Origin of the sequence: Paenarthrobacter sp. NPDC057981 (assembly GCF_042886835.1) — a bacterium.
Lineage (GTDB): Bacteria > Actinomycetota > Actinomycetes > Actinomycetales > Micrococcaceae > Arthrobacter.
In genome coordinates this window covers 23,770-45,852 of record NZ_JBHVQI010000014.1, presented here as the reverse complement: position 1 = coordinate 45,852, position 22,083 = coordinate 23,770, and the positions used below count along the sequence as shown (strand labels likewise).

21 protein-coding genes are annotated in these 22,083 nt (G+C 63.2%); 16 read left to right on the top strand and 5 right to left on the bottom strand.

Translation table 11 applies throughout. The features are described from left to right. Positions 1-228 precede the first annotated feature (228 nt). From ACFVSI_RS13790 to ACFVSI_RS13760, 7 genes are all read left to right on the top strand, one after another. The gene (locus tag ACFVSI_RS13790; RefSeq protein ID WP_262275886.1) at positions 229-1,173 is read left to right on the top strand and encodes a carbohydrate ABC transporter permease; all 945 of its coding nucleotides are present in this window, start codon (positions 229-231) and stop codon (positions 1,171-1,173) included. Next, positions 1,166-2,098, top strand: coding sequence for a carbohydrate ABC transporter permease (locus ACFVSI_RS13785; protein ID WP_387824477.1), 933 nt, complete (start codon positions 1,166-1,168; stop codon positions 2,096-2,098). Before ACFVSI_RS13790 ends, ACFVSI_RS13785 begins: the two co-directional genes overlap by 8 nt. Positions 2,099-2,312: 214 nt before the next feature. Beyond that, positions 2,313-3,689: an ABC transporter substrate-binding protein gene (locus ACFVSI_RS13780; protein ID WP_387824474.1), complete on the top strand. Its 1,377-nt coding sequence runs from the start codon at positions 2,313-2,315 to the stop codon at positions 3,687-3,689. Positions 3,690-3,829: 140 nt separating this feature from the next. Continuing rightward, on the top strand, positions 3,830-4,837 hold the full coding sequence (locus ACFVSI_RS13775) for an acetylxylan esterase (protein WP_387824471.1): 1,008 nt from the start codon (positions 3,830-3,832) through the stop codon (positions 4,835-4,837). Between the two features lie 219 nt (positions 4,838-5,056). Further along, positions 5,057-6,187 (top strand): 3-deoxy-7-phosphoheptulonate synthase, encoded by a 1,131-nt coding sequence (locus tag ACFVSI_RS13770; RefSeq protein WP_387824468.1) that lies wholly within the window; start codon positions 5,057-5,059, stop codon positions 6,185-6,187. A 138-nt stretch (positions 6,188-6,325) separates the two neighbouring features. After that, positions 6,326-6,538: a helix-turn-helix domain-containing protein gene (locus tag ACFVSI_RS13765; RefSeq protein ID WP_387824465.1), complete on the top strand. Its 213-nt coding sequence runs from the start codon at positions 6,326-6,328 to the stop codon at positions 6,536-6,538. Between the two features lie 163 nt (positions 6,539-6,701). Continuing rightward, the gene (locus ACFVSI_RS13760; RefSeq protein WP_003792170.1) at positions 6,702-6,800 is read left to right on the top strand and encodes a 30S ribosomal protein bS22; all 99 of its coding nucleotides are present in this window, start codon (positions 6,702-6,704) and stop codon (positions 6,798-6,800) included. A 237-nt stretch (positions 6,801-7,037) separates the two neighbouring features. On the opposite strand, the gene ACFVSI_RS13755 is transcribed toward ACFVSI_RS13760, so the two are convergent. Both ACFVSI_RS13755 and ACFVSI_RS13750 read right to left on the bottom strand, forming a co-directional pair. Continuing rightward, on the bottom strand, positions 7,038-7,658 hold the full coding sequence (locus ACFVSI_RS13755; protein ID WP_387824462.1) for an endonuclease domain-containing protein: 621 nt from the start codon (positions 7,656-7,658) through the stop codon (positions 7,038-7,040). A 501-nt stretch (positions 7,659-8,159) separates the two neighbouring features. Then, positions 8,160-8,978: an HAD family hydrolase gene (locus ACFVSI_RS13750; protein ID WP_387824459.1), complete on the bottom strand. Its 819-nt coding sequence runs from the start codon at positions 8,976-8,978 to the stop codon at positions 8,160-8,162. 170 nt (positions 8,979-9,148) lie between these two features. Here ACFVSI_RS13750 and ACFVSI_RS13745 point away from each other — a divergent pair, with 170 nt between their 5' ends. Further along, entirely contained in the window at positions 9,149-9,403 is a 255-nt protein-coding gene (locus ACFVSI_RS13745) for a glutaredoxin family protein (RefSeq protein WP_262275879.1), read from the top strand. A gap of 76 nt (positions 9,404-9,479) precedes the next feature. Next, a complete protein-coding gene (locus tag ACFVSI_RS13740) occupies positions 9,480-10,187 on the top strand; it encodes a redox-sensing transcriptional repressor Rex (RefSeq protein WP_387824454.1) in 708 nt (235 codons plus the stop codon). 44 nt (positions 10,188-10,231) lie between these two features. Here the strand turns inward: ACFVSI_RS13740 and ACFVSI_RS13735 are convergent, their stop codons facing one another. The 3 genes from ACFVSI_RS13735 to ACFVSI_RS13725 form a co-directional block, all read right to left on the bottom strand. Continuing rightward, entirely contained in the window at positions 10,232-10,921 is a 690-nt protein-coding gene (locus ACFVSI_RS13735) for a hypothetical protein (protein WP_387824451.1), read from the bottom strand. Between the two features lie 228 nt (positions 10,922-11,149). After that, positions 11,150-11,869, bottom strand: a complete 720-nt coding sequence (locus ACFVSI_RS13730; protein ID WP_387824448.1) for a hypothetical protein — start codon at positions 11,867-11,869, stop codon at positions 11,150-11,152. A 226-nt stretch (positions 11,870-12,095) separates the two neighbouring features. Continuing rightward, positions 12,096-12,647: a YceI family protein gene (locus ACFVSI_RS13725; RefSeq protein WP_387824666.1), complete on the bottom strand. Its 552-nt coding sequence runs from the start codon at positions 12,645-12,647 to the stop codon at positions 12,096-12,098. A 209-nt stretch (positions 12,648-12,856) separates the two neighbouring features. On the opposite strand from ACFVSI_RS13725, the gene ACFVSI_RS13720 reads away from it, so the two are divergent. The 7 genes from ACFVSI_RS13720 to ACFVSI_RS13690 all read left to right on the top strand — a co-directional run bounded on the left by ACFVSI_RS13720 (position 12,857) and on the right by ACFVSI_RS13690 (position 21,934). Further along, the gene (locus tag ACFVSI_RS13720) at positions 12,857-13,522 is read left to right on the top strand and encodes a histidine phosphatase family protein (RefSeq protein ID WP_387824445.1); all 666 of its coding nucleotides are present in this window, start codon (positions 12,857-12,859) and stop codon (positions 13,520-13,522) included. Positions 13,523-13,528: 6 nt separating this feature from the next. After that, positions 13,529-14,134, top strand: a complete 606-nt coding sequence (locus tag ACFVSI_RS13715; RefSeq protein WP_144659158.1) for a TlpA disulfide reductase family protein — start codon at positions 13,529-13,531, stop codon at positions 14,132-14,134. A gap of 5 nt (positions 14,135-14,139) precedes the next feature. Further along, complete coding sequence (locus ACFVSI_RS13710; RefSeq protein WP_144659159.1) at positions 14,140-14,895, top strand: cytochrome c biogenesis CcdA family protein; 756 nt, start codon at positions 14,140-14,142, stop codon at positions 14,893-14,895. Then, positions 14,895-16,598 (top strand): cytochrome c biogenesis protein ResB, encoded by a 1,704-nt coding sequence (locus ACFVSI_RS13705; protein ID WP_387824440.1) that lies wholly within the window; start codon positions 14,895-14,897, stop codon positions 16,596-16,598. The genes ACFVSI_RS13710 and ACFVSI_RS13705 overlap by 1 nt, the downstream gene beginning before the upstream one ends. After that, the gene (ccsB, locus tag ACFVSI_RS13700) at positions 16,598-17,665 is read left to right on the top strand and encodes a c-type cytochrome biogenesis protein CcsB (protein ID WP_387824437.1); all 1,068 of its coding nucleotides are present in this window, start codon (positions 16,598-16,600) and stop codon (positions 17,663-17,665) included. The genes ACFVSI_RS13705 and ccsB overlap by 1 nt, the downstream gene beginning before the upstream one ends. 177 nt (positions 17,666-17,842) lie before the next feature. Further along, complete coding sequence (locus tag ACFVSI_RS13695; RefSeq protein ID WP_387824434.1) at positions 17,843-19,885, top strand: Hsp70 family protein; 2,043 nt, start codon at positions 17,843-17,845, stop codon at positions 19,883-19,885. 3 nt (positions 19,886-19,888) lie between these two features. Then, entirely contained in the window at positions 19,889-21,934 is a 2,046-nt protein-coding gene (locus ACFVSI_RS13690) for a LuxR C-terminal-related transcriptional regulator (protein ID WP_387824431.1), read from the top strand. The last annotated feature ends 149 nt before the right edge of the window (positions 21,935-22,083 follow it).

The following is a 22,083-nucleotide window of genomic DNA, read 5'->3' as shown; positions in this document are numbered from 1 at the left end:
CTGTACATGGGTCAAGAAAACGTTTACTTTGGTACGGAGCCGCTGAAACCGGGACCCGGATCCTGGCACTTCGAAGGGGTAGCGCCAGAGAACAGGCGACGTCCTGCAGGCAAGCACCAACCACACTCGTACTCCGTGGATGGCCACGATGACCAAAGGAGACCACATGGCCGCATATGAACACGCGGGGACGCCGCAAGGCGCTCGCGGGACGGCGAGGGGGAAGCAATGAGCGCTATTGGCGAACTCTCATCCATGACCCGCCGCAAGGGCCCCATGACCAAGGAAGAGAAGAAGGCAAACGGCCGCGATAACAAAGCCGCCTACGTCTTCCTCCTTCCCTGGCTGCTGGGCCTGGGCGTCATCACGGTGGGGCCCATGCTCATGTCGTTGTATCTGTCCTTCACGGACTACAACCTTCTGCAGCCGCCGGAATGGGTGGGCCTGGACAACTTTGTCCGGATGTTCGGCGATGCCCGGCTCCACAACTCGCTGCGGGTCACGTTCACCTACGTGCTGGTAGGCGTTCCTCTCCAACTGGCCGTGGCCCTGGTGATTGCGCTGGTCCTGGACAAGGGCCTGCGCGGGTTGCCGTTCTACCGCTCCATCTTCTACTTGCCCTCCCTCCTGGGCGGTTCCGTGGCCGTTGCGATCTTGTGGAAGCAGATCTTCGGCACCACTGGCCTGGTAAACCAGGTCCTGGCGATGATCGGGATTGAAGGGCCCGGTTGGATCTCGGATCCCAACACAGCTCTTGGCTCCATCATTTTGCTTCACGTGTGGACCTTCGGCAGCCCGATGATCATCTTTCTTGCCGGCCTGCGTCAGATCCCGAACATGTACTACGAGGCAGCCAAGGTTGACGGCGCCACGACGCTCCAGCAGTTTTGGCGCATCACGCTTCCCATGCTGAGTCCCATCATCTTCTTCAACCTGGTGCTGCAGATCATCGGCTCGTTCCAGTCGTTCACCCAGGCGTTCATCGTCTCTGGCGGAAACGGCGGCCCGTCCGACTCCACCATGTTCTTCACCCTTTATCTCTACCAAAAGGGCTTCGGCCAGTTTGATATGGGCTACGCATCAGCGATGGCCTGGTTCCTGCTGGTCATCATCGGTGTCTTCACTGCCATCAACTTCATCGCTTCAAAGTATTGGGTGTTCTACGATGACTAAACTCCAGACTCTCCCCGCGGCCAGCGGCGATTCCGCGGCCACATCAGGCAAGAACCCTCGCCGTCGTGAATCCCGCGGCAACCTGGCTTTCAGCCGCAGCGCCCGCATCAAGGGGCTGGTCAAGCACGCCATCCTGATCATCGTTGGCGGCGTAATGATTTACCCGTTGCTCTGGATGGTGATCTCGTCCCTGCGCCCGAACGACCTCATTTTCCGCGAGCCCGGCCTGTGGCTGAACAACCTCGAAATGAGCAACTACACGGATGGCTGGTCCGCTTTGACCCACCCGTTCGGGCATTACATGATCAACTCGGCGATCGTGGTCCTTGGCTCGATCGTTGGAAACCTGGTCTCGTGTTCCATGGCCGCCTACGCTTTTGCCCGACTCCAGTTCAGCGGCAAGAAACTGTTCTTCGGCATCATGCTCCTGACCATCATGCTGCCGTTCCACGTTGTGATCGTTCCGCAGTACATCCTCTTCTCGCAGATCGGCTGGGTGAATACCTTCTGGCCGCTGATCGTGCCCAAGTTGCTGGCTACGGACGCATTCTTTGTGTTCCTGATGGTCCAGTTCATCCGCGGCATTCCCAAGGACCTGGATGAGGCGGCCCGCATTGACGGTGCAGGCCACCCCAGGATCTTCCTCAGGGTCATCCTGCCACTGATGGTTCCGGCGCTCGCCACCACCACCATCTTCACTTTCATTTGGACCTGGAACGACTTCTTCGGCGCGCTGATCTACCTGACGGACCCGGACATGTTCACGGTGCCGGTTGCCCTGCGGGCGTTCGTCGATTCGCAGTCGGCCACCAGCTGGGGCTCGCTCTTCGCGATGTCCATAGTGTCCCTGTTGCCCGTCTTCCTGGTCTTCCTCTTCGGGCAGAGGTTCCTCATCAAGGGCATCGCAACCACGGGTATCAAGTAGTAGCCCGGGGCTTCAGTGCGTGGAAGACCGCCTGTCGCGGGGCTGCCGGCCCCTTCCCTGACGTCGCTGTCCCTCCCGTGGCGCCGCCGTCGAAATTCCGGCAAAAGGAACAAGCCAGCATCTTGTAATACAAGAATGTGACTTGTACCATAAATTCAAGAAAACGCTTTCCCACACCACATCGCATCAGGATCAACGAAGATCGGAGACATCAGTGCCCGCACAACCAGAGGGTGAAGCAGTCGCCCCCGCAGCAGCACCATCCACAGGAGGATCCTTGGTTGCCAAGGCCAAACGCAGCAAACGCAGGTTCCGTGCCTCTGCTTTGATCGCAGCCACGGCCGCCGCGGTCCTTGCAGTCACCGCCTGCGGTGGAGGTTCCGAAGCCAAGAGTGCCGACGGCAAGGTCGAGCTCCGCTTCTCCTGGTGGGGCGGCGACAAGCGGGCCCAGCTGACGCAGGAAGCCATCAAGGCATTCGAGGCAGAAAACCCGAACATCACGATCAAGGCGGAGTTTGGCGACTGGTCCGGGTACTGGGACAAGCTGGCAACGCAGGTGGCTGCCAACGACGCTCCGGACATCATCCAGATGGACGAGAAGTACATCACCGAATACTCGAGCCGCGGCGCATTGCTGGACCTCTCCAAGTACAAGATCGACACCTCCAAGCTGGACGAGGCCGCACTGAATGCAGGCAAGGGTGAGAAAGGTCTGACGGGCATCGCGGCAGGTATCAACGCCGCTACCATCCTGGCCAACCCAGCTGTCTTCAAGGCCGCCGGCGTTCCACTTCCGGATGACAAGACCTGGACTTGGGACGATTTCGAACGCATTGCCGCGGAAGTGACGGCCAAGTCGCCCAAGGGTACCTACGGTGCCGCGGCCTATGGCACGGACGAAGCCTCCCTCGGCGTATGGCTGCGCCAGAACGGCAAGTCGCTCTACACCCAGGACGGCAAGCTGGGCTTCGAGCCCTCCGACATCAAGGGCTACTGGGAATTCCTGAAGGACATGAGCGACAAGAAGGCCGTCCCGACGGCGTCGGAAATCGTCGAGGCGGAAGCTGCGCCGCTTGACCAGAGTGGCCTGGCGACAGGCAAAAACGGCATGGCATTCTGGTGGTCCAACCAGCTTCCTGCCTTGGAGAAGGCCGCCGGTGGCGAACTGCAGATCCTCCGCTTCCCGTCCAAGACCGGCAAGGCCGACGACGCCGGACTTTGGTACAAGGCCTCGCAGTTCTGGTCGGCTTCATCGCGGACCAAGCACCCCGAGGAGACCGCCAAGTTCATCGACTTCCTGACGAACAACGTCAAGGCCGGCGAAATCCTGCTTGCAGACCGCGGCGTCTACCCGAACTCCGATGTCCGTGAAGCGATCGCGCCCAAACTGGCGAAGGCGGACGTCAAGGTGGTCGACTTCATCAGCGCCATCAAGGACGAGCTCGGCGACGCGCCGGCTGCTCCGCCGAAGGGTGCGGGTGCCATCCAGGAAATCATCAAGCGCTACACCTCGGAGGTCATGTTCAACAGGCTTTCCGCAGAGGAAGCAGGCAAGAAGGCTGTGGACGAAATGAAGTCCGCCATCAGCTAGCTTCTTCCGAGCAGAAACCGCGGTTCCGGCTGGTCATGAGTGATTGGCCGGGACCGCGGTTTCGCTGCTTCTGCAGGCTCGGCACATCCGCCCTCCCGCACTGTGACGGGGCGCACAAAGCCATGACGTAGGATGACCTCATGCCTCTCTTTGACCTTCCACTTGAGCAACTCCGCGACTACACGTCGCCTGCCACGCAGCCCGCAGATCTGGACCAGTTCTGGGACCGGACCATCGCCGAAGCCCGGGCGTTGCCCCTGGATGCGGTGTTCGAGCCAGTGGACAATTACCTCAGCGTCATTGACACCTTCGATGTCACGTTTTCAGGCTTCGGCGGCCACCGGATCAAGGGCTGGCTTCACATTCCGGCGCACCTCGAGCCCGGCACGCAGCTTCCCGTGGTGGTGGAGTACATCGGCTACTCAGGCGGGCGCGGCCTAGTCAACCAAAACACCCGCTGGGCGCAGGCCGGGTATGCCCACTTCATCATGGACACCCGCGGCCAGGGCTACGGCGGCGTCTCCGGGGATACTCCGGATCCGCACCCTTCGGCGGGAGAGGTCAACTACGCGGGTCTGATGACCCGGGGCGCGGACCATCAGGACAACTACTATTACCGCCGGGTCTACCTGGACGCGTTCCGCGCCGTCGAAGCGGCACAGAGCCATCCCGCCGTCGACCCTTCCGCCGTGGTGCTTACCGGCGTGAGTCAGGGTGGGGGCGTCACTGTCGCCGCCGCCGGGCTGACGGCCGGAAGGCTCGACGGCGTTATCGCCGCGCTGCCCGACGTCCCCTTCCTGCAGGACTTCCCCCGTGCCATTGACATCGCTCCGCGCGGTCCCTACCCCGAGATCGCGTCTTTCCTGGGCAGGCACCGGGACCGTTACGAGGCAATGCTGGCTGTGTTGAACTACTTCGACGGCGTCCACCTGGGCAGGGCGGCAACTGTTCCGGCGCTGTTCTCGGCTGCCCAGATGGACGACATCTGCCCGCCGTCAACGGTGTTCGCCAGCTACAACAACTATGGTGCGCTTGGCGGGTCACCGCAGAAGGACATCGAGGTGTACCGCTTCAACAACCACGAGGGCGGGCAGGAGCACCACTGGATCAAGCAGCTGCAGTTCCTGCGCAAACTCCTGTCATCATGACGGACACGATTTGCGGCGTCTGACCAGAGGTGGTTATGGTGTGGCTATGACTAAGCGTTGGTATGCGTATTTTTCGTTGGCTCTGGAGGGGCCCGCGTCTAACTGACACGCATCCAACTTTCCTTCAGAGCCAACAGGGCAGAGATGATTCTCTGCCCTTCGCCATATCCGGCGGGTTCTGAAAAGGGGCCCGCTCCGCATCCCGGACAGGACCCAGAAATGACCAGCATCGCCCCCGAATCCTTGACCTCGGACGAATCCACGCAGCCCGCCACCTCCAACCTTCGGGTGGCCCGCTTCGAGCCGCTTCCGGCGCCGCAGGACCTCATCGCAGAGCTGCCGCTGGATGCACGCTCAGCTGCCGTCGTCGACCGTGGCCGCGACCAGGTCCGCGCCATCATGGACGGCGTCGACGACCGCCTGCTCGTGATCGTCGGTCCGTGCTCCATCCATGATCCCAAGGCCGGACTCGAGTACGCACGCCGGTTGGTCAGCCAGGCCGAGAAGCACAAGGAAGACCTTCTGATCGTCATGCGGACCTACTTCGAGAAGCCGCGGACCACGGTCGGGTGGAAGGGCCTCATCAACGATCCCCACCTCGACGGCAGCCACGACATCGCCGCCGGCCTGCGCGCAGCACGTGGATTCCTGAAGCAGGTCACCGCGCTCGGCCTGCCCACTGCTACCGAGTTCCTCGAGCCCATCAGCCCGCAGTACATGGCCGACCTCGTTTCCTGGGGCGCCATCGGGGCGCGGACCACCGAAAGCCAGATCCACCGCCAGCTCGCCTCCGGGCTGTCCATGCCCATCGGCTTCAAGAACGGCACCGACGGCGACCTCCAGGTAGCCATCGATGCTTGCGGCGCTTCTGCCGCTGAGCAGGCATTCCTGGGAATCGACGACGACGGCCGTGCGGCTTTGGTGGCGACGGCCGGAAACCCGGACACGCACCTGATCCTGCGCGGTGGACGCAAGGGACCGAACTACTCCGCCGCCGACGTTGCCGCAGCTTCGTCAAAGCTCGCTGACAAGGGACTTAACCCGCGCCTGATCGTTGACGCCAGCCACGCGAACAGCGGCAAGAGCCACCACCGCCAGGCCGAAGTTGCTCTGGAAATCGGTGCCCAGCTCGAAGCTGGTGCGTCTTCTCCCATCGCCGGCGTAATGCTGGAGAGCTTCCTGGTGGGCGGCGCACAGAACCTGGATGTCGCCAAGCAGCTGTCCGGTGAGCAGGAACTGGTGTACGGACAGAGCGTCACGGACGCCTGCATGGAGTGGGATGTCACGGCGTCGGTGCTTAACCAGCTTGCTGCCTCGGCCCGGAAGCGCAGGGAGGTCTCGGGGGAGTAGTGTCCCACTTCCTCGAAAAGCTTTCACTTAGGCCCCATCAGCCTCTAGAGTATCTAGCACATGGTTGTTGGATGGCTCAGCATCGTCACACCGTTTCCTGGGGGTGTCCTGTCGGCTGAGAGCAAAGGAATATGGGAAATGTCCGCGGAGACTAACTTCTCGAATGCGCGTTTCATGACGGTGGCCGAAGTGGCCGACGTCCTTCGTGTTTCCAAAATGACCGTGTATCGCCTGGTTCACTCAGGGGAAATGCCAGCCGTCAGGTTTGGCCGTTCCTTCCGGGTTCCCGAGGAAGCCGTAGCCCAGTACCTCAAAGGTGCTGTGGTCGACGGACAACCCGAGACCGCCTGAGGCCGCCGGGGTCCGTTCAGCGGACCGTGGTCATGGGGTACCTCTTTGAAGCGGTACTCTGTTAAGGAACGTTTTACGTCATTGTAAGAATCTGTCAGTTGTACTGTCTGCTTCCGCGGATCCGTTCCAACAGACAGGACCTTCTAGTTTGTAAGGAACTTTCGTGGGTTCAGTTATTAAGAAGCGCCGCAAGCGTATGGCCAAGAAGAAGCACCGCAAGCTGCTTCGCAAGACCCGCCACCAGCGCCGCAATAAGAAGTAGAGATACTTCACCAAGCGTGAATGCCCGTTGCCTCTCGAGGTGGCGGGCATTTTTGCATTCCTACAGTCGCTCGCTCACGTTCCCCGGGTTTCCTGGTGACCCTCGCTCATGTTCCCCGGGTTTGTTGCGGTCGCTCGCTCATGTTCCCTTGGGTTTGTTGCGGTCGCTCGCTCATGTTCCCTTGGGTTTGTTGCGGTCGCTCGCTCATGTTCCCTTGGGTTTGTTGCGGTCGCTCGCTCATCTTTGGGGTCTTGCGAAGCCCGCCTGGATTGCAGGGTCTACCCAGGCCTTGTGCAGGGCTCGTTTGATCTCCCCTGTGGCATCGGCGAAGCCGTCAGCGAGGTCGTCTTTCCCAAAGACAAGGACAGTCCAGCCTGCTGCGCGGAACGCCTTGTCCCTGCGCCGGTCACTGTGGATCTGTTCCTCCTCAAGGTGATGGCCGCCGTCGTACTGGATAGCGAGCCGACGCTCGCGATAGCCAAGGTCGGCTGAAGGCGACAGCCGATCGCCAATCCGGAGGGGTACCTGCAATTCGGGTTCCGGCAATCCGGCATCAAGCATGGCAAGGCGGAGGATGGATTCGGGCGCTGAATCCGCTCCTACCCGCATCAGTTGGAGTGCGTCCCTCGCGCGGACGACACCTTGCAGGTTCTTGTGGCGGTCCACCATCGCACGGAGGCTGTCAATGGTTGCGTATGCCGTGTCCCGTTGTTCGAACTCGGCACGCGGCACGCGAATGAGGTGGTCACCGACGCAAATGAGTTCCTTCAAGGGCAGCGTGCGGGCAAGATCAAGCCAGGTCCTGGATCGTGTGCTGATCCAAAGCCCCCGAACCAATTCAACTTCGCCCTCGGCCACCACCACAGTGTGCCCGGTGACCCCTTTCCGCCGAGCTGCCGGAAGATTCCGCGGCTTACTCAGGTGCAGTTCATGTGCGTCGGATAGCCACGGAGGGAGCGGAAACCCATGAAGTCTGGCGGCAGTGACATGCGATATCCAAGCCCCTGGGCTCGCAGACGAAAGTGATCGTGCAGCTGCTTCAAGGTCAAAGTCCCAAGTTGACGGTCGGTAAATGCCCTTGCTGACAGGTTCTATGCTGACCCGTCCCCAAAGATGTCGTTGAGTCATGCCAGCCTCCTTGGCCTCTGCAAGGGTAAACGGAGCGGACCTCAGCTGGGAGGGGACGGGAATCGGTATCTGCATACGGCATTGTTACCCAGATGGCGTTGGGGGTGCAGAAGTTATCCACAGGTATGCCGGGCCGACTCCGGGATGTGAGAGAGGGGTGGGTTTAAGACGGGGGGATGTGAGTGAGGGTTGGGTTTAAACCGGTGGGATGTGAGCGAGGGTTTGGCTGGGCTAGACGCGGGGGCCGCGGAATCTCGAGAAGCCGCGCCATAGGCCGTAGATCGCCCCGCCGACTGTGGCCGCCTTCAGCCCGAGTGTTGCAGCGCGTCGACCGGAACGGAAGTCGTACACGGGCCAGTTGTTGTCTCGGGCGTGGCGCCGCAGCTTGGCATCGGGATTGATGACAACGGGGTGTCCCACCATGGTCAAAAGCGGAATGTCGTTGGCCGAGTCGCTGTACGCCCAGCAGTGGTCCAGATCAAGGCCCTCCCGTTCGGCAACCAGCTGGACGGCGACGGCCTTGGCAGGGCCGTGCAATATATCGCCGACCAGTTTCCCGGTGTACATACCTTCATGCACCTCGCCCACGGTCCCCAGCGCTCCCGTCAAGCCGAGACGTGTGGAAATTACGGTCGCGACCTCGATGGGTGTCGCCGTCACCAGCCAGACTTTACGGCCAACCCTGAGGTGCTGTTCGGCCAACGCTTTGGTCCCGGGCCAGATCCGCGACTCGATCATCTCGTCGTAGACCTCTTCGCCCAGGGCCTTGATGTCCTCAACGCTGATTCCGGCGGCCAGAGTCAGGGCAGAGTCGCGAACAGCATGGACATCTTCCATGTTCTCGCCACGCATCACGAATTTGAACTGCTTCCAAGCGAAGCCAGCCGCCTGAGGCAATGTAAAGGCCTTGCGTTCATACATTTTGCGCGCGACATGGAAGAGGCTGGCGCCCTTCATCAACGTGTTGTCAACGTCGAAGAAAGCTGCTTCACCGGTGTGCTTCTGCACTTGTGCAGATGCGGCAACGGCGGCGTTCTTCTCCTCGGGCATGCATTGAGTCTAGTCAATCGCCGGTAGCCCGCGCTGAGGGCGCACGAACAAACCCTTAGCGGTGGGGTGTGATGGAGGGTTGGTGTGAAGGGGGTGGGGTGTGATGGAGGGTTGGTGTGAAGGGGGTGGGGTGTGATGGAGGGTTGGGGGAGGCGGCTACCGTTAAGCACATGGCTAATCCCGACGTCGTTCTCCTCACCAAAGCTGACTGCCACCTCTGCACGGAGGCGCGTGCCGCCGTCGAACGCGTGACAACAGGCCTTGGCCTGGGCTGGACTGAACAGTCAATCGACGGCGACCCCCAACTTCAGGAGCGTTACGCGGAAGAGATTCCGGTGGTGCTGGTGAACGGTATCCAGCGCGATTTCTGGAAGATCGACGAAGATCGGCTGACCCGCACCTTGAAGAAGGCCTTGGCGGGATAAGGGTGGAGTCACCCGGTTGTAGTGGCTTTTGTTGAGTCCGGCCGGGGGTCATAGAGTGGAACAACAAAGCGACGCAATGGAGAATACCGTGACTGCGCTGGAACCATCCACGGAAGCAATTTCCGGGGATAACGAACCTGCCGCCAAGCAGATCCCGCCCGCGGCTGTGGCCCGGATGACCCTCTATTTGCGCGCGCTGAACTCCCTCCTGGCCGAAGGGGTGGAGCGGGTATCCTCCGAAGCGCTGGCAGAAGCGTCGGGCGTCAGTTCCTCAACGCTCCGCAAAGACCTTTCCTATGTCGGCTCCTACGGAACCCGCGGTGTCGGTTACGAGGTCCAGTACCTGAGCCGCCACATCGCCGCAGCGCTTGGCCTGACCCATGACTGGAAAGTGGCGATAGTGGGTGCCGGTAACCTCGGGAAGGCGCTGGCCCGGTACGGCGGGTTCGAGTCCCGCGGGTTCGACGTTGTAGCGATCTTCGACGCCGATCCGATGGTGATCGGCAACGAGGTCGGATGGCTGCGCGTCAGCGACTCGGCCGAACTTGAGCGGGTCCTGGAGCGAACGCACACGAACATGGTGGTGCTCGCACTCCCGGCAACCGTGGCGCAGGAAGTGTGTGACCGTGTGATCGCAGCAGGCATCAGGAGCATCCTGAGCTTTGCGCCAGTGCTCCTGCAGGTCCCGCCGCATGTGAACCTCAGAAAAGTGGACATGGCAACGGAACTCCAGATTTTGGCTTACCACGCACAAAGAGCGCAGACACCGGGCCAGGCTGTTTAGCCTTAACCGGGTCTGCGCCCGACGTGATGTGTGGAAGCCGGCCCTTAGCGGGCGTACGGGTTTCCGAACTGCTGCGTCTTCCGGAAATACGGAGCCGACGCCGGCAGGTACAGCAGGACGATCGCTGCGATGCCGAGCAGCGCAGACAGCGTTGCCAGGCTCAGCGGAACCAGGGCGAAGATAGAAAGCGCAGCGAGGACAGTTCCAAGGATGCGTGCCCAGTTCTTGCCCTTGCGGACGTTGATGGCCACGAGAGCGTAAAGTCCGGCACCGATGACTCCGAGTGCAACCATGACGCCGACGATGAAGCCCTTGACGTCTTCAAAGCGGACATCTGCCGCGCCACCGGCCGACATCTGCTCTTCGAACATGTTCCTGAAGGACGGATCGTTCATCGCTGCAATGGAAATGAAGATGGAGATCAGCCAGATCGCAGCTGCTCCTACTATCAACCAGAAGGCGATGGTGACCATCTGGGGTACCGTCGAAGGACCCGGCTGCTGGCTGGGCCAGTTGGTGTCCTGCCCATACTGCGGTGCCTGGGCATAAGGCGAAGTACCTGTCTGGCCGTACGGGGACTGCTGTCCGTATTGCGGGGCTGCGGGCTGGCCGTACTGGGGCGCTGCCGGAGGCTGGGACTGCTGGCCGTACTGCGGTGCTGCCGGCTGGCCACCCGGCTGCGCGGGCTGGTTGGAGTCGCCCGGGTTCGACGGCGGGTATGGAGGGTTGCTCATGGCATTCCTTTGCTTGTTCGACTGCAGGTACGGCCGCCGGGATCAGCAAAGTGACCCTGCCCCCAGCGTGGTTCTGCTTCCACCGTACCCCCAGCTTCCTGCGACGCTGCATACCACACGCAGGAAATTCAAGGGGCCAGGGAAAATCATCATGTTGGAGTACGTCTTCATGATGAAGGCCGCGGGGATCCCCAAGGGACCGCCCGCGGCCTGCGGCTCAGTTGGCGCCTAAACGAAGTGTTTTTGCGATTCCGGGAGCCACATCATGATGGCCGCGGCAACCGCGGCGGCAGAACTGAGTAGTGACAAATTGAGGGTTATGAGCAGGAAGAGCAAAGACAGGACGGCGAATCCGCCCAGGATGGACAGAACCAGCCTGGCCCAACGTGCTCCCTCTTTGAGTCGGATGGCGATGAATACATAGACGGCGCCTATCACCAGGCTGAAGACGAAGTTGAAGATGCCCGTCCCGACGGCCAACGCCCCGAAGTAGTCCCGGTAGATGAAGATGTTCGCAAAGCTGGCAATCACGCCCAAGGCCGCGGCGGCGATCCAGAGCCAATAGGAAGTGACCAGGGTCTTCGGGACGCCCGTGGTGTCGCGGAACCGTTGTGCGATGTTGTTGAAGTCCAAACCGAAGACGTTGCGCGGCGGCGCGTTGTAGCCCAAGCCGGCAGGCGGAGCCGGGTTGGGACCGGCGGGTGCTGCGTAGGCGGGTTGTCCCGGCTGCTGGTAGGACGGCGGAGCCTGGTACCCGTTCGGCGGAACACTTCCGCCCTGGGGAGGCTGATAACCCTGCTGCCCCGGGTATGCGCCCGGCGGAACCGCTCCGCTCTGGGGTGGCTGGTAACCGCCGGGGGGTTGGTAGCCCGCAGGAGGAACATTGCCTTGCTGCGGTGGCTGGGCGCCGGGCTGCTGTGGCTGGGGTGCTTCATCTGGGGTACTCATGGCATCACTGTAGACCGCAGGTTGAAGGTTGCATAGGAAATTCGGAGCTAACTCGCAGCTAAATACAGGGTGTTTGCCGAACAATGGGCGGGTGACCCTTGCGTGTGCGAAACGGCTGCGTGCGGGACGGCCCCAGGCTGGCCGCCCGCAAGCGAAACGGCCGTATTAAAAACGGCGCCCCTGCAGCACGAGGCTGAACAGGGACGCCGTCCGGGGTGTTGCGAAATCAGGCAGCTGCGGGAGCGATGAAAGCGAGCTCAAGGTTGATGACAACCTTGTCGCTGACCAGCACGCCACCGGCTTCGAGGACTGCGTTCCAGGTGAGGCCGAAGTCCTTGCGGCTGATGGTGGTTTCACCCGAGACGCCGGCGCGGGTGTTGCCGAACGGATCCACTGCGACACCGTTGAATTCGGTCTCGATGGAAACTTCCTTGGTCACGCCCTTGATTGTGAGATCGCCCACGAGGTCGAAGCTGTTGCCGTTGGCCTTGACGTGGCGGGAGACGAAGGTGATCTCCGGGAACTTCTCCACGTCGAAGAAGTCTTCGCCCTTGACGTGGCCGTCACGGTTGACGTCGCCGGAGTCGAAGCTGGCGGTCTGGATGGTTGCGTTGACCTTGGAATCGGTCAGGGTTTCGCCGACCTCGAGGGTAGCTGCAGCGTCCTTGAACTGGCCGCGGACCTTGCTGATGCCTGCGTGGCGGACGGTGAAGCCGATCTCGCTGTGGGAAGCGTCGAGGGTCCAGGTGCCGGTGGTGACGGAAGCGGGGAGGGTCATCATGGTTGTTGCTCCTATAGGTAGTGGAAGGTACTGCGTGCTTGCCTGGCTGAAACCAATTGCTTGAAGCGTCAACCGAGCTTCGTGTCTAGTATAAACATGCATATGCATCTTTTATTCCAACTCCGCGGAACATTTCGGGAAAATTTTGAGTTCTACTTGCGGTAGAAGATTTCGGATCGCCCCGCTTCTTTGAGAAACTGGTAAACATGCCCCAAGCAACTGTCCATCTGCTTCGCCATGGCGAGGTCCACAATCCCGACGGCGTCCTCTACGGTCGACTGCCGGAATTCCACCTCTCTGAGCGCGGCCGTGAGATGGCCCGGATGCTGGCCGACCACTTTGTTGCCCGCGTTGCCGAGGGCGCCAAGATCGTGCACTTGGTCGCCTCGCCCTTGACGCGTGCCCAGGAAACAGCCTTGCCGACGGCGGAAGCGCTGAACCTTGAGGTCACCATCGAACCGCGGATCATCGAAGCTGAGAACCACTTCCAAGGACTCCACCCCACCAAGAGTGAGTTCCTGAAGCCCAAACACTGGTTCTACTTCCGCAACCCGCTGCGCCCGTCCTGGGGAGAGCCGTACAAGCAGCAGGCAGCCCGTGTGCTGGCGGCGGTGGAGGATGCCCGCCTGAAGGCCATTGAGCTGGGCGGGGATGGCGCCGAGGCGATCTTGGTCAGCCACCAGCTTCCCATCTGGACCACCCGCTTGACCGCCGAGGGGCGGCGGCTGGCACACGATCCCCGCAAGCGTGAATGCACCTTGACGTCGCTTACCTCCCTGACCCTGGACGACGACGGCAAGATCATCCGAGTTGAGTACAGCGAACCCGCTGCAGCCTTGCTTCCCGGCGCGGCCAGCACCCCGGGGGCTTAGGAAGACATGGACAACAACCTCTCCCGCCGCGGCGTTCTCACTGCCGGCGGTGTCCTGCTCGCCGGACTGACCATGGGCCTTTCCGCCTGCGCGCAGAAGGACTCCCTTGCCGAGCAGGCCAAAGCCGGAGACAACAAGAACTACGTCGCCGGCGACGGCTCAGTGACGGAATTTGCCAAAGCTGACCGCGCAGCACCAGTCGCCCTCAAAGGCACGCTGTTCAACGGCACCGAAGTAAAGCCCGAGGACCTCAAAGGGAAAGTCACGGTCCTGAACTTCTGGTTCGCCGCGTGCGCCCCTTGCCGCATTGAAGCCCCGCAGCTCGAAGCCCTGCACCAGGAGTACAAGGACCAGGGCGTCCAGTTCTTCGGCGTGAATCTCCGCGACGAGAAAGCCACAGCTGAAGCCTTCGACAAGACGTTCAACCTCACCTACCCGAGCTTCAACGATAAGGACGGGTCGGTACTGCTGTCCGTGTCCGGCATCGTCCCGCCAGGTGCTGTTCCCACAACCCTGGTCCTGGACAAGGAGGGCAAAGTTGCCTCCCGCGTGCTGGGCGAGATTGAAAAGAGCACCTTGAAGGCCCTCATCACCTCCGCCGTGGCCGAGTAGTCGCCGTGAACAGTCCATTCGCCGAGACGATCCTCAATGGTTCCTTGCTGCTGGCCGTGCCCGTGGCATTGCTGGCCGGGCTGGTCTCCTTCCTCTCACCGTGCGTGCTGCCGCTTGTCCCCGGGTACCTCGGGTACGTGACGGGACTGACCGGCGTCGACCTGGAAAAGCAGCGGCGGGGCCGCATGCTGGCGGGAATCGGGCTGTTCGTCCTCGGGTTCTCGGTGATTTTCGTGCTCCTGGGCGGCGCTTTCGGCCAACTCGGCACCCTCCTGACCGGTCCCCAGAACGCCTGGATCACGCAGCTGCTGGGCATCCTGGTGATCGTCATGGGCGTGGTGTTCATGGGCGGGTTCGGTTGGTTACAGCGGGACGCCAAGATCCACGCGAAACCACGGGCCGGGCTGTGGGGCGCTCCGCTCCTGGGACTGACGTTCGGCCTGGGGTGGGCCCCCTGCATCGGCCCGACGTACTCTGCCGTGCAGTTGCTGAGCCTGTCCGGCGGCTCCTCGGCTGCCAAAGGTGCGCTGCTGGCATTCATCTACAGCCTTGGCCTGGGCATCCCGTTCCTCCTGATCGCCCTGGCTGTGCGCCGCGGCATGGGTGTGATGTCCTTCTTCCGCAAGCACCGGCTCGCGATCCAGCGGATCGGCGGCGGCATCCTGATTTTGCTCGGCATCCTGATGGCCACCGGTGTGTGGGGCCACTGGGTGACCGAGTTGCAGTACTGGTTCCAAAACGACGTGAAGTTGCCAATCTGATGAGCGGGTCCGTGAAAGCCAAGAAGAAGTCACCAGCCGCTGAAAAGACAGCGGAAGGAAAGCTCCAGCAGGCCAAATCCGAGGCCGCGGTACCTGCGCTCGGATTCAAAGGCATGCTCCGGTGGGCCTGGACGCAGCTGACCAGCATGCGTACGGCGCTCTTCCTGCTGCTCCTGCTCGCCGTGGGTGCGGTACCGGGTTCGCTCTTTCCGCAGCGCGCCGCGAACCCCGTCACCGTCACGGAGTGGATCAAGAACAACCCCGCGACCGGGCCCTTCCTGGACGCCCTCCAGATGTTCGACGTCTACTCCTCAGCCTGGTTCTCGGCAATCTACATCCTGCTGTTCATTTCGCTGATCGGCTGCGTCACGCCGCGCGCCATCGCGCACTACAAGGCCATGAAGTCGCAGCCGCCGCGGACCCCGAAGCGCCTGTCGCGGCTTCCGGAGTACGGCACCCTGGCGCTGCCCGCCGACGCCGGGATCCCGGCGTCGAAAGCCATCAACGATGCCGCCGGGCTGCTCAAGAAGCGCGGCTACCGCGTTGAAGTACGGGACGTCGACGGCGCCCTGCCGTCCCTGGGTGCCGAGCGCGGCTTCCTGAAGGAAGTGGGCAACCTGGTGTTCCACACCTCTTTGATCGGCGTCCTGGTGTCCGTGGCCATCGGCGGCCTCTTCGGATACAGCGGCCAGCGCATCCTGGTGGAAGGTGAAACGTTCGTGAACACCCTGGTGGGCTACGACCAGTTCACGCCGGGGACCAACTTCCAGAGCAGCTCGCTCCAGCCGTACTCCCTCCGTTTGGACAAGTTCCAGGCGACGTTCGACCGGGAGTCACCCAAGAAGACCGGCCAGCCGATCGACTACACGGCCGAGGTCACCACCAAGGAGAACCCGGACGCCCCCGAGCAGAAGCAAGTGCTCAAGGTCAACGACCCCGTTTCCCTGGGCGGAACCAGCCTGTACCTCACGGGCAACGGCTACGCGCCCGTGGTCACTGTCCGGGACGGCGACGGCAATGTGGCCTTCCAGGGACCTGTGACTGCCAAAGTGCAGGGTGCCAACTACTACTCCTCAGTTGTCATCAAGGTCCCGGACGGCAAGCCCGATCAACTCGGCTTCAACGGCTTCTTCCTGCCCACCGCATTCGAGTCGGAACAGGGAATCTCCTTCAGCGCCGACCCGGCATTGGCCAACCCCCAATTGACCCTGGATTCCTATTACGGTGACCTGGGGCTGGATGATGGCGCGCCGCAGAATGTCTTTGAACTGGACGTCAGGGACCTCACCCAGCTGAACGGGCGCAAGCTCGAGGCCGGCGGTATCGTGCTGGGTCTGGGCCAGAGCGCCACGCTGCCCGAAGGCAAGGGAAGCATCAGTTTCGACAGCGTCAAGAAGTACATCGGCGTGGATATCCACCACAACCCGGGCCAGCTGTATGCCTTGATCTTCGGCCTGCTTGCCGTGGCCGGCCTGATGGTCTCCCTGTACGTCAACCGTCGCCGAGTGTGGGTCCGTACCGGGACGCACGAGGACGGCCGCACCATGGTGGAGTACGGCCTGCTTGCCCGCGGCGAAGACCACCGACTCGCAGGCGAAGCCGCAGCTTTGCGTGAACTTTTTGCCCGCGAATGGAACATCCCCGACCCGACGGAGCCCCCCGCACCGCGAACCGTCTCTTCCTCAACCTCGAAGGACCAGTAATGCCAGCCATCAACGAAACCCTGGGCCAGTACAGCGAGCTGTTCATGCTGTTGGCCGCCGGCACGTACACCGTGGCGTTCATCGCTTTTGCCTGGGATCTGGCGAAGAGCAGCAAGACCTTCCAGGCAGTGGACCTCAAGGCCGCGGCCATTTCCACCGGCGAGAAGGTAGCTGTCGGCGCCGGTCGCGTTGGGGCCGCTTTGTCAGGTCCCGACGCCGGTGGGCCGGCCGGGCGGGCCGAGCGGCCGACGTCGGGCCTCACCTACGCGGGCGGAACCGCTGCGGGCGACATGCGGTACACAGGCGAACGACGTGTTCCGGCGCGTGTGGCCGTCGCCCTGACGGTCCTGGGCGTCCTGATCCATGGCGCAGGAGTGGTGACCCGGGCCTTGGGCGCCGGCCGTGTGCCGTGGGGCAACATGTACGAGTTCCTCACCACGGGTGCGTTCGTGGCGGTGGCAGTCTTCCTGATCACCCTGATCCGCCGCGACCTGAGGTTCCTGGGCACTTTCGTCCTGGGCCTGGCGATCATCATGCTCGTGGCGGCCTCTGTCTCCTTCTGGACCCCGGTGGGCCACTTGGTTCCGGCATTGCAGAGCTACTGGCTCATCATCCACGTCTCCATCGCCGTGCTGTCGTCGGCGTTGTTCACGCTGACCTTCGCCATGTCCGTGCTGCAGCTGCTGCAGTCGTACCGGCAGAAGAACCTGGCCGCAGGACGCAAGGACAACCTGGCCTTCATGCGGGTGGTCCCCAACGCACTGAGCCTGGAGAACCTTTCCTACCGCATCAACGCGATCGCCTTCATCGGCTGGACGTTCACGCTCATGTTCGGTGCCATTTGGGCTGAGAAGGCGTGGGGCCGTTTCTGGGGCTGGGACCCGAAGGAAGTGTGGACTTTCGTGATCTGGGTTGTGTACGCCGGGTACCTGCATGCCCGTGCAACGCGCGGCTGGACCGGAACCCGTGCGGCCTGGTTGTCGATCGTCGGTTATGCCTGCGTCATCATCAACTTCACCCTCGTAAACACCGTCTTCAACGGCCTGCATTCATACTCCGGGCTCTAGGAGCCAACCCTGCTCTGAGCAGGAGCTTTACCTGGATAGTCATCACAGGGATCAAGAAATTGACAAATCGGTGTAGCAATTAAGCCTTTTGCCGCTCCGGAGCAGGTGCTAACTTGTTCAGGATCCGCAAGTGAAGCAGCTCGCTCGCGCCGTGCCATGTGAACTTTCGAGGTACCCATGAGCTATGTTCTCGCCATTGACGTCGGGACAAGTTACACAGCCGCAGCTCTCATCAGACCCTCGGGGTCTCCTTCGCCCATTCCTGAAATCCTGCCGCTGGGGCTGCATGGAAGTGCCGTGCCGTCGGTGCTTTTCTACGCAGCTGATGGCCGGATATTGGTGGGGGAGGCCGCTGAACGCCGGGGTTTGGACGATCCCGGGCGGATGGTCAGGGAGTTCAAGCGGCGCATCGGGGACTCAGTTCCCCTTGCCGTGGGTGAGGCATGGTTGGCCCCAGAGGACGTGTACGCCACCATGGCCCGATGGGTGGTGGACAGGGCCGAAGAGCGCGAGGGGAGTTCGCCGTCGTCGATCATCATGACGCACCCCGCATCGTGGGGCGGGCACCGCACCTCCACTGTCCTCGCAGCGCTTAACCTCGCCGGGCTGGCGGATGTCACCCTGATCAGCGAACCTGTCGCCGCGGCCCTGCACTATGCCGCCCAAACACGGGTGGAGGACGGAAGCACCGTCGCTGTGTACGACCTCGGCGGTGGGACGTTCGATACTGCGGTTCTGCGGAAGACGGCGCCCGGCACCTTCGAGCTCCTGGGCCGTCCCGACGGCATTGAAACCCTTGGCGGCGCCGATTTCGACGCCGCCGTTCTGCGCCACGTGATCGCCCACCTGGGTGGGGCCATCGAGGGGGTTGATCCGGAGTCGCCCGAGATCAAAGCCTCGCTGTCGAGGCTGCGGCGGGAATGCCGCGAGGCCAAGGAAGCGCTCTCCATGGACAGCGAAGCCAGTGTCGCCGTCGCCCTGCCGGGAACCCAGCGGACACTGCGGCTGGTCCGGTCCGAATTCGAGGCCCTGATCGAGGCGCCCATCCGGGAAACTGTGCACGCACTGGAGCGCAGCCTTCGCAGTATCAACGTTGAGCCCGCGGAGCTGAGTGCTGTCCTGCTGATCGGGGGGTCATCGCGCATTCCCTTGGTGGCCGGGATGATTTCAGTGGAACTCGACCGACCTATCGCCGTCGACGCCGATCCGAAGTCTTCCATCTGCTTGGGGGCGGCTGTAGCGGGGGCCGGGATTTCGGCAGCCATGGATGCGGCGGCCGTGGCGGCCCGTGCTTCGGCGGTTCCTGAGGCGGCTGCATCCTCCGGCCCCGGGGCGGTATCGCGAGCCCACGTCGTCGCCAGGCCTCAGCTCGGTGCCAAGAAATTTAGTGCCGCTAGGTTTGCGGACAAACCCGGCCATGCACCCCGCGCCCGCCTACGGCTGGCAGCAGCAGCGGTCACCGCAGCGACGGCGCTCACCATTGCCACCGCGACGGCGGCGCAGAGCCCTGAAGGCAACGGCATCCTGGCTTCCATGTTCGGCAGCCAGGCAGCCGACGTCATGCGCGGCGAGGCTACGCCGCTCGGCCCGCCGCACGCTGGCAGCGGGGGAGCGCCCGGGGCTGCGCCAGCGGCAGGGGGCTCGACGGCGGGACTCGAGGCAAGCGTTGGGGCTGGGGTGACGCGGACGGGGACGGGAAAGAGCCCTGCCCGATCGGGCAAAGCAGCAATTGGCGGACCAGGCACAGGGGCCGGGACCGGCCAGGGTTCGACGGCGGGATCCCCGGCAAGTGTTGGGGGCGCGGCTGGAACCGGCGGCACAAGCGGCGCCCTTGGGACGGGCAGCAGCGCCGGGACGAATGGTGCCCCGGTACCCGGAACGCCGGGAACCACCACGCCTCTTCCTGAGCCCACTGGCGGAGCGGCCAGCGGTCCCACGCCACCGCCTGCAACCACCCCGCCTGCCACCACTCCACCGACCGTGCCGCCACCGGTAACGGATCCGACAACGCCTCCCGTCGTTTCGGATCCAAGCGTCCCGCCGCCGTCGACGGAGCCCCCTGCGCCCCAGCCGGAGCCCACTGCGCCACAAAACCCGGTGCCGCCGTCGCCCGAGCCGACGGTGCCCCAGCAGGAGCCCACCCAACCAGCCGCGGATCCGGCACCAATACCGTCAGAAACCAACCCGATACCGGATCCCGCGCTCACCCCGGCGGTCTGACCCATGGCGGGACACGACCACCAGTCCGGACGGTTCCCGTCCGGACTGGACAATCACCTTTCCAGCGACTCTTCGCATGCAGGGGAGTCCGCACCTGAACTGACAGGCCAGCCAGCAGCCGTCCATGAGCTGCTCCTGGCCCTGTCCTTGGGATTTTCCCTCCCCGCCCCTCTGCCCGGCAGCCTGGCGGACAGTGACCTGGACTCCCTGGTCAATACGGCGAAGGACGCCGGCGTACTGCTGCCGGACGGTTCCGTAGTGGGAACCGTCCAACGTGCACTGCTGAGGGCAACACCGCCTGTGCGTATCCGGGAGCTGCAGAAGGAACTGGTGGACATGGTCTCGGCGGAGGGCCGTCCTCTGGGAGACCTGGCCCGCCAGCTGGCGCGCCATGGATTTCAGGACCCGCGTGTCGTCGCGGAACTGGAACGCGCTGCGGAGTCGGCTCTGGATTCTGATCCGGGCCTTGCAGCTGGGATCTATGCCGAGGCGCTGCTGGCCGGGGGAGAGGAGACCGCCACAGCGGCCAAACGGGCGCAGGCAGCAGCGGCCCTTGGTGATCTGGATACCGCCGGCAGGATCGTGGACCGCCTCTTCGGTACCCCTGGCGCCCCGGACCTTCGCTTAGGGGTCGACGTTGCGGCAGCTGTGTGGGCGCAGCGGGGCATGTTGTCCCGGAGCGCCGAAAGCTATTCGTGGCTTGGCGCTGACAGGATCGACAGCTCGGCCCCACTGGCGGCAGTGGCCATGATCGGTTCAGGCAACGTTGCCGGAGCTGAACAGTTGGCAGCTCTGGCACCCCCGGCAGGCTCACCTACTCTGCTGGCCGTGGCATTGTCCTTGACCCAGCAAGGACTGCTCCGGACGCTCGGACCCAGACCGCAAACGGCACTTCCCGAACTGATCAGGGCCTCGGACATGATGAATGCCGCCCGGTCAGCAATCCCCCTGTCCGAGACGCCGGCGGCCCTAGCCGCCATATGTGCCCTGCACACGGGCGAACCCGGCATTGCAGATACCGTGTTGAACGCGGCATTGGCCGCCGGGCAGGGAGGTGATACTGCCCGTCCCAGGCTGTTCCTGTTGCAGGCTTGGTCTGCCATGCAGCAAGACAACGCGGATGAGGCCCGTCTGGCCATCAATGAGGCGGTGAAGGCGAACCACTGGCCCCTGTCGCCCCGGGACGACTTCCTCCTGGCCGCCCTGGAGGTTGGTTTGGCACGCCGCGGCAGCGAAGTCCACGAGCTGGTGCTCGCCTGGGATCGCGCACGGGAGGCCATGATGCACGTGTCCGCGGACCTCTTCAGCCTCTTGCCATGGGGTGAGCTCATGATTGCGGCTGCGCGGTTGCGGGAGACCCGGAGGGTTGGGCATTACCTGGAGGGTGTGTGGCAGTTCCTCGAGCGGGTGCCGGATGCTCCCTTGTGGTCCGTCCCCGTGCACTGGGCCGCCGTGCAGGCCGCGCTCCTGGGTGAAAGCCCGGCCGAACTTGCACCGCACGCAGCTGCGCTGGTCCGGGCGTCGGAACACAGCCATGTGGCTGCCGTGCTCGCCACCGCAGGCAAGGCGTGGGTTTCGGTCCTGGCCGGGCGGTTTGAAGCGTCCGACGTCGAATCTGCCGCCCGCGATTTGGCCACCGTTGGACAGCCATGGGAAGGCGCACGCCTGGCCGGTCACGCCGCCGCACATGCCGACGAGCGGCGGGACATGGTGAGGCTCTTGGCCTGTGCCCGCGACATCCATCCGCAGGGCGCTTCCCCAGCTGCGCCTGCGGAACGCGCCACACTTGCACCCGACGTGCCTCCTGCCGGGGACGGTGGCGCTGCCGGGTTGCAGGACCCTTCGGGACTCAGCGCAAGGGAGCGCGAAGTGGGCCGCCTCATCCTGGAGGGCAAGACCTACCGCGAGATCGGCGAGGCCATCTACATCTCGCCCCGCACGGCGGAGCACCACGTAGCCCGCATGCGGCGCCGTTTGGGGGCCGAAAACCGTTCCGAACTCCTGATCCGGCTGCGCCTGGCATTGGGGGAGGGGTACCCGCCTCCGTAACGGGTACCCCCCAACCCCCTAATGGAAAACCCCTCGATCCCCTAATGGCCGGCCACGGGGTAGGGGGACCACCCCCGATGCCCGGCCACCGGCGTCGGCAATACGTTGAAGGCAAGCCCGGCAAAGGCGCCGGGCCAATCACCACCCAC